The sequence below is a fragment of the Photobacterium sp. OFAV2-7 genome, assembly GCF_022347985.1.
Classification (GTDB): Bacteria; Pseudomonadota; Gammaproteobacteria; order Enterobacterales; family Vibrionaceae; genus Photobacterium.
In genome coordinates this window covers 1-6,616 of record NZ_JAKRFQ010000216.1, presented here as the reverse complement: position 1 = coordinate 6,616, position 6,616 = coordinate 1, and the positions used below count along the sequence as shown (strand labels likewise).

The window sequence follows — 6,616 nt, the reverse complement described above, 5'->3', positions numbered from 1 at the left end:
CGATTTTTACCTCCGACAAATTCGAGAGCCAAATTAACATCACCGTATTATCACCGCCGTATCGATTCTGGTTCGAGCTAGTCCACTGTAAAAGCCAGGGCAAATGATCAACCGTAATAGGAGCCCCCCAGGCTAGAGGAAGGTGGAGCAGATGCGAACCTTCAAGGGCAATTTGACGGGCCAGTTTACCGACCTGAAACTCGCTAATTGTTGAAACCGTCAGATCATCAGGCGACTGTACTTCTCCGCAATCGTGACAACGCACTTTGACGACAGCCTCAATAAAGCGGATATAGCAGGAATAACAGCTATAACGTTCCAACGGCCTATCGTAATCAACACCGATATGTCGGAGTTTGGTCGCGCACTTGGGGCACTGCATCACACCCGATTGGATAAAGACATCCTGATCATCGACGTAGCCACACACAAAGCAGTGAACTCCGGGTTTTAGATGAATATCGATACTATTACATTCAGGACAGACATCGACATAGTTGAGCCTGCCACTCTGGCAATTTCTGCATAGCCGAATTCTGTCGATCAATTTGCCGGGTACCAGCAGATGGTGCTCCACGGCCCGCATCAAAGCCAAGTTTGACTCGATCCCGACCAGGCAGTCCAATAACGGGTAGCGATAGCCTTTTTGATAGATGGCAGACCAAACAGGTGTGAGGTGAAAATGAGATCGCGGCCAGCAATACCATGCCAGTAAATCCAGCGGCTCTGGATGAGAGGTCTTGTGCAACAAGCTCAGCTTTTCAACAATCGCGGGAATCCTGTGCCTCATTTGTTCTTGGTAGCCATCTGCTAACACATCTGACATTTTACTGCGCGATACACAAAATACCGGCTGAAGTCGGCGAAGCTCATCACTGCGAATCTTCAGCAGAATCTCATCTTGTCGGGCAGGTTCGACATTTACCAACACAGAGGGGTATTTGTAGATATCCCATTGGTCAACACGATCAATACTTGTCGGCAATTCTTCAATCGGGTCGCCAATCACCTGGATACGTGCCTGCTTATCTATTGACTCAGCCATCGTTACACCTGCCTTAACGTCATGAGAACTTCAAGCTACAAACCACGCTTACTCTTTTGATCACCGCCAAAGGTGCAAGTAAATAAAACCCTTTTAAGGCAATATGTTGTGTTATTAGTTTAGGCTGTATCCTCTCTTTGTCTTTTGTTCGGTTCTGAGAAGAAAGTGATATTGCTCGAGCAAATTATGATTAAAAATACTCAACATTATGATTTTTAGCATGTTCTAGAAATTTTCTGATAGCTATCTACTCGCTTGTTTTGGCATAATCAAACATCTCAATACGAAAGAGTACGACACTGATCCATGAATGCCTTATCCCCTACCAAACTACTGTGCAGCGCAGCTCTTCTTGCCGCATCTGGCCTGAGCTCCACAGCGAACGCCGCCGCCAACTTCCCTTACAATTACTTCGAAGTTCGCGTGCCGTTAAGTCCCGGGGGATTAGGTATTGCAGGTAGCCAGGAAATTCATCCTAATGCCCATATGATTGCCGAGGCCGAGAGTCGTTTTGAAAATGACTGGATCATCGGCGCCGGATTGGGTTTCCATGCCGCCGTTAACCAGTTCACCGACTTAAACGGGCAAATTAAGTTACTGTCCTTCAAGAATGAAGAGAATGATAAATCAATGGGACGCCTGGCTTCCGAGCTGAACTTCGGCTTATCTGCCTGGATAATGCCCCAGCTTGAAACTGGCGGAAAGGTTGGCGTTATTGCAGCAGAGGAAGATATAACCATCTTTAGTCTCTATGCCCGCCTTCATACCGGCGATGCTTTTTCTATGGGGGCAGAGTGGCGAATTAAAGGTGTTAATGATCAGACACTTGCTTTCTCGGTACGATACCCGTTTTAAGTCTATTATTGGCTAGGCCCCTTGTTTGGGCTTAATAGCAAGTCTTGCAATTCATAAGTGATAAGGAAATCAACGATGTCTAAGAAAGTCTATTGTATTGCCCAGTTCCAGCCCAAGGCCGGGCGCGAGCAGGAACTGTTCGAAGCCCTGCAAGCCTTAGAACCCAACACCCTGCGTGAAGATGGCTGTATCCAGTATATCGTTACTCGCCACATCCCGAGCGATTTCGCACCCGGCGACTCCTACCCAATTGCTTTTAATGAAATTTGGGCTGATATGGCGGCTTTCGAGGCACACTGTCAGCGCGAAGAAATCCAGGGCTTTTTTGCCCAGCATTGTGAAGCCGACACAGGAGCGGCAGAGAAATGGAATGTGTGTATTTATTCCGATGAGCCAAGCAACTACGATGCACCTAAACTAGCCTAATCCAATTTTGCTACCCTATTATCAGGACAACTCAGTTCACCTTGAAATGAGTTGTCCTTTTCTTTCTAAAAGTCCCTTAAGTGACAGAACCGTCAATATTCAACCAGGTGATGTGCGATAGCGCTCACAAGTTTATAAAACACAGATACGCATTGCATAACTTTAGCGATCTCCGTCACTCTAGCCCCTAAGTATTAGATTTAGAATCATCAACTAAATTCCAATGACAATAATAAGTTAAATGATGAAAAAACATATCTTAGCCTCTGCCATCTGCCTCTCACTTGCCGGTCAGGCCTTTGCCGCAAATGGAGACATCGTTGATGTCACTATTCTTGGTACTTCAGATATTCACGGCCACTTTATGCCATGGGACTACGCCAGCGACAAACTCAATATGCGCGGTAGCCTGAGCCAGATTGCTACCAAGGTAAAATCAATCCGTGAAAAACAGGACAATGTGATCCTGGTTGATGCTGGCGACACCATTCAAGGTAACTTCGTCGAGACGTTCAAAGACGAACCTGTTGACCCTATGATGCTGGGCTTCAACGAAATGGACTATGATATTTGGGTACTGGGCAACCACGAATTCGACTTCGGCCTTAATGTACTTAATCGTTCATTGACTCAGTTTAAAGGCACGTCACTTGGCGGTAACATCAAACGCCCTGATGGTAACCCGTTCCTGCCTGCATACAAAATTATCGAAAAACAAGGTGTTAAAGTCGGTTTCATTGGTATGGACACACCAATGACACAAGTATTTGCCGAAGGCACGAACCGTCTTCAAGGCGTGACGTTTACCAATCCTGCGCTCGAAGTGAAAAAAGTCATCAAGCAGATTGACGACAAAGTCGATGCTATTGTGCTTGTCGCGCATATGGGTATCGACAATGAAAATAACATCGAAGCAACCGGTGTCCGGGACATTGCCAACGTCAACCCGGAACTCGATACTATCGTAGCCGGTCACATGCATACCCGAATTGACAAGGTCACAATTAACGGCGTCATTATCACCGAGCCGGACAAATACGGCCGTGCCCTTTCCCGTGTCGATCTGCAGTTCGAAGAAAGAAATGGCCAATTCACGCTGGTGAACAAAGACAGCTACACCTACAAAATTAAAGGCACGGCTTCCGATGAAAAAATGGAAGAGCTTTATGCGCCTTACCATAAGCGCCTGCGTGAAAATGCAAACCGTGTAATTGCTGAACTTTCCGGTGTTGATCTGGTGCCAGAGAATGAAATCAAGGGAATTCCTCAGGTTCACATTCAGGATACAGGCATCAGTACGCTTTTCCAGGAAGCCAGCATGTACTATGCGCCTAAAGCCAATGTTATAGCCCTGCAGATCGACAACGACAATGCAGAACTGGATGTCGGCAAAATCAAGGCAAAAGATATTGCCTACAACTACCAATACGCCGGTGGTGAAATCACAGTTTATGAGATGACGGGCAAAGAGCTGAAGACCTACATGGAATGGTCTGCCGGTTACTTTAATAGCGTTAAAGAGGGTGATGTTACCTACAGCTTTAACCCAGAGCGACGCTCATCAAAATACTCGACTAATGACTTCTTTGCCGGTGTTACCTACACCATTGACCTGACAGAACCTGCGGGTCAACGAATCAAATCTCTGAAGTTTAGCGATGGCAACATGATCACTGACACCACGCCTATCCGTATCGGTATGAACAGCTACCGTATGGGCCACCTCACCAAGGCTGGCGGTGTACTTGAAGGGCGTGATTTCCCGGTACTGTTCGATACTGAAGAAAAATACGGCGAAGACGCTGGCACAATTCGTAACCTGACTATCCGCTATCTGACCGAAGTGAAGAACGGCAAGTACGAAGGCAAGCCAATGCACCGTTGGGCACTGAGCGGGCTGGAAGGCTTTGAGAAAGAGCGCAACATTGTTAAGGCGCTTATCAACGAAGGTAAAATTTCAGTGCCGAGCAGCAAGAATGGCCGCTATACCAACACAGCATCCATTAACGTAAAAGATAAGATTTTTACGACTAGTGATGAATTCAAACGTTATGTAGCCCAGATGGAGCAAAAGCTAAGCAGTAGCACTGAAGCGGCCGCTAAAGAGCAGATTGAGCGGGAACTAATTATTGCCAAAGCTCTAAATAAAGCCTAAGACGAACAACAATCATAACTACAAAGCCTCCGTGAAGACGGAGGTTTTTTTGTGCTCACTTTTCAATCAACAATCGCCATCACATCAACTTTTCACTTTCAAGTCAGTTCATTACATCTCCTCTCTCAATGCCGACAGGTGTTTAAAGTTTGCTCGCAGTCTCAAATTTTCAGCACGTAGCACACGAAATAATTCAATTGTGATATTTGGCCGTTTTTTAACATAAACTTACAATAAAATCCCAAAAACAGACAATCAAAGCAGTCCAACTATCCAGAATTAACAGTTATATCCACAGAAGAAACTAGGTTGACCATTCAAATTCTAGTCTAATTAACAAAGGGGTTGTTATGAGTACCGATGGAACTACTGTCGACAGACCGACAAAGAAAAAGCTCAGCTTTCCTTCCGCATATACAGTACTGTTTTGCGTTGCCGCGCTGGTGGCAATGCTAACCTGGTTTGTAGATGCCGGTGTCTACAACAAGCTGTCCTACGAAGGTGATAGTTTTATGATCACCTATGCGGATGGCAAGACAGAGACACTGCCCGCGACGCAGGAAACATTAGATAGTGTCGGCATTAAGGCTGATCTGGAAAAATTCGTCAACGGTGACATTTATAAACCAGTAGGTATACCTAACTCCTACACCACTGTCGATCCGAATCCGCAAGGGATCATGGATTTATTCCAGGCACCGATTCAAGGCATGTATCAGTCTATTGATGTCGTGTTCTTTGTTCTTGTGATTGGTGGCTTTATCGGCATCGTCAACCATTCAGGTGCATTTGGCTCCGGTATCAACCGTCTGTCACAAGTCATGACAGGGCGGGAAAAATGGCTCATTGTAATAGTGACAGCCTTAATAGCCCTGGGCGGTACAAGCTTTGGTATGGCTGAAGAGACCATTGCCTTCTACCCTATTCTCGTTCCCATTTTTATTGCCGCTGGCTATGACGCTATTGTGGCCCTCGCCGCGATTTATCTTGGTTCTTCTATAGGTACAATGTGCTCGACGGTTAACCCATTTAGTACCATCATTGCTTCTAACGCAGCTGGTATCAACTGGACCCTGGGCTTAGGTTCACGCATGGCATTGTTAATTGCTGGTACCGTTGTCTGCATGGTGTATATCATTCGCTATGCACAAAAGGTAAAAGCAGATCCAACCCAATCTCTGATCTATAACCAGAAAAAAGAAATTGAAGAGCGTTTCCTTAAAAATATCGATACCAACGCATCGGCAACTAAGCTGGAAAAACGTCACTCAATTATTCTGACTCTGTTCGCCAGTACCTTCTTTATTATGGTATATGGCGTATCCAGCCTCGGCTGGTGGTTTGAAGAAATGACCACCTTGTTCTTCGTTTCTGCCATCGTTATTGCCCTGGTTGACAGGATCCCGGAAAAAGAGTTTGTCCGCGAGTTTATTCAGGGTGCCAATGACTTGCTGGGTGTCGCACTAATTATCGCGATTGCCCGAGGTGTAACGGTATTGATGGATGGCGGCATGATCAGTGACTCCATTCTGCATGCCAGTGCCTCGATGGTTGAAGGCATGGATAAAGGCCTGTTCATTGTTGTCATGATGTTCCTGTTTGCAGGCGTGTCGTTCTTTGTACCTTCTTCATCAGGTTTGGCAGTGCTGTCGATGCCTATCATGGCGCCATTGGCCGATGTGGTCGGTATTCCGCGTGACAATATTGTCAGCTCATATCAATTTGGCATGGGGCTCATGGCCTTTATTACGCCTACCGGTTTGGTACTCGCTTCACTGGCTATGGTTAATGTCACCTTCGATAAATGGTTACGATTTGTAATGCCGCTGCTTGGCATTCTCGTTGCGATGGCAGCCGCAACCTTGTTAATCAGCGTTTATATCTAATCCCGCTTCGACACCACCTATCACTCTCAATTCATACTTTTGGATTGAGAGTGAGTCATAATATATTCACTATGCTTTAACTACCGAGCGTTTATTTCATTGGATAACTATGTCAGAAAGCCAGTCTGTCCCATCTATACCGCAATTTACAATCACGGTATTGCTCTATGACCAATTCGATTTGCTGGAAGTCTCCGGGCCGCTTGAAATGTTTGGCACCCTGCCCGAACATTTTGACATTCAGAGATC

At 45.9% G+C, this 6,616-nt stretch carries 5 protein-coding genes; 4 read left to right on the top strand and 1 reads right to left on the bottom strand.

What is annotated here, in order from left to right:
- The coding region (locus MHN01_RS12645; RefSeq protein WP_239411675.1) for a hypothetical protein at positions 1 to 1,045 on the bottom strand (1,045 nt) is incomplete at its 3' end.
- A 306-nt stretch (positions 1,046 to 1,351) separates the two neighbouring features.
- Here MHN01_RS12645 and MHN01_RS12640 point away from each other — a divergent pair.
- From MHN01_RS12640 to MHN01_RS12625, 4 genes are all read left to right on the top strand, one after another.
- Positions 1,352 to 1,900, top strand: a complete 549-nt coding sequence (locus MHN01_RS12640; protein ID WP_239411674.1) for a hypothetical protein — start codon at positions 1,352 to 1,354, stop codon at positions 1,898 to 1,900.
- Between the two features lie 75 nt (positions 1,901 to 1,975).
- Positions 1,976 to 2,326 (top strand): putative quinol monooxygenase, encoded by a 351-nt coding sequence (locus tag MHN01_RS12635; protein WP_239411673.1) that lies wholly within the window; start codon positions 1,976 to 1,978, stop codon positions 2,324 to 2,326.
- Between the two features lie 244 nt (positions 2,327 to 2,570).
- Positions 2,571 to 4,481, top strand: a complete 1,911-nt coding sequence (locus MHN01_RS12630; protein WP_239411676.1) for a bifunctional UDP-sugar hydrolase/5'-nucleotidase — start codon at positions 2,571 to 2,573, stop codon at positions 4,479 to 4,481.
- Positions 4,482 to 4,831: 350 nt separating this feature from the next.
- Positions 4,832 to 6,367: a YfcC family protein gene (locus tag MHN01_RS12625; RefSeq protein WP_239411672.1), complete on the top strand. Its 1,536-nt coding sequence runs from the start codon at positions 4,832 to 4,834 to the stop codon at positions 6,365 to 6,367.
- Positions 6,368 to 6,616: the final 249 nt, after the last annotated feature.